3 protein-coding genes are annotated in these 1,048 nt (G+C 49.5%); all 3 read left to right on the forward strand.

Annotated elements, in window-relative coordinates; genetic code table 11:
• The first annotated feature begins 128 nt into the window (after positions 1 to 128).
• A complete protein-coding gene (locus tag PSI17_RS17035) occupies positions 129 to 470 on the forward strand; it encodes a helix-turn-helix domain-containing protein (RefSeq protein WP_337927225.1) in 342 nt (113 codons plus the stop codon).
• A gap of 75 nt (positions 471 to 545) precedes the next feature.
• The gene (locus PSI17_RS17040) at positions 546 to 866 is read left to right on the forward strand and encodes a SymE family type I addiction module toxin (RefSeq protein WP_273553088.1); all 321 of its coding nucleotides are present in this window, start codon (positions 546 to 548) and stop codon (positions 864 to 866) included.
• A gap of 69 nt (positions 867 to 935) precedes the next feature.
• A partial coding sequence (locus PSI17_RS17545) for a DUF7706 family protein (protein WP_443256049.1) occupies positions 936 to 1,048 on the forward strand: 113 nt, incomplete at its 3' end.

Below are 1,048 nucleotides of genomic sequence, written 5' to 3' on the forward strand. Positions count from 1 at the left end.
AGTGACCTTCCTAAAATTGCGTCAAGATTCCATTGCTCTTTTATTTAGTATCCGATAAGATACCAATATAAAGCAAGCACTTTTTGGGGGATAGAATGACGGCAAATTTCTCTGACTGGTTTAATTCAATGAGTATTGCTAACAGACTCATCACCCTGCGCAAGCAAAAAGGCTTGTCGCAACAGGCACTGGCGGATGCTATCGGCATTCACGTGACACAGATAAAACGTTATGAAGGCGGGATTTCGTTACCGTCACTGGAAGCGATTAAGAAGATCGCGCAGACATTGCGAGTGACGACGGATTCATTGATATTTGAAGACGATGAGCTACAGCCTGATAGCGATTTAGCTCTACAGTTTCAGGCTATCAGCAACATGCAGCCGGAACAGCGGCAGGTCATTAAGGAAGTGCTGGAAGGCATGATCATTAAGTACGAAGCTGAGCGCTGGTCTTCCAAGATGAAGTAAAAACGATTAACGCAACGTATTCGGGCGGGCACCCGAACACGCTGCTAACCATAAGCAACTAAGAAGGAGTTGAACATGGCTAAGGCGCATTCTAAGCAAAACCGCGCGGTAAATAAAGCCGCGAAAACAGAACGTTATTACACCGTGGGATACGTCCCGCAAAATGACAAGGCCACAGCACCGCCCGCGATACATCTTAAGGGGCAATGGCTTAAGGCCGCCGGGTTTGAGATTGGCGGCTCGGTCACGGTGAAGATCATGGATGGCTGTCTGGTGCTGATCCCCGACAGTGACGAGACCCATAGCCTCAAACAGCAATACCAGCGCCAGCACGAGCAAATCAGTGAAATTAAGCTGCGGATGCGTGAGTTGATTGGGGATTACAAAACCGTTTAAGGGAAGGTGGCTAACATGAGAACTGGGATTGAGCAGCTAGAGGAAGTGCACCTGAGCCACGATGAAGCGATGGCACTGGCGCAATTGGTCAAGCGGCTGAGCTGGGCGGAGATACGCGCCTGTGCGGTAAATGACAATGAAGCCTGGCTTATCAAGGACGCGATAGGGCGGTTACAGTCGGC

The organism is Xenorhabdus sp. IM139775 (genome assembly GCF_028598745.1).
Classification (GTDB): Bacteria; Pseudomonadota; Gammaproteobacteria; order Enterobacterales; family Enterobacteriaceae; genus Xenorhabdus.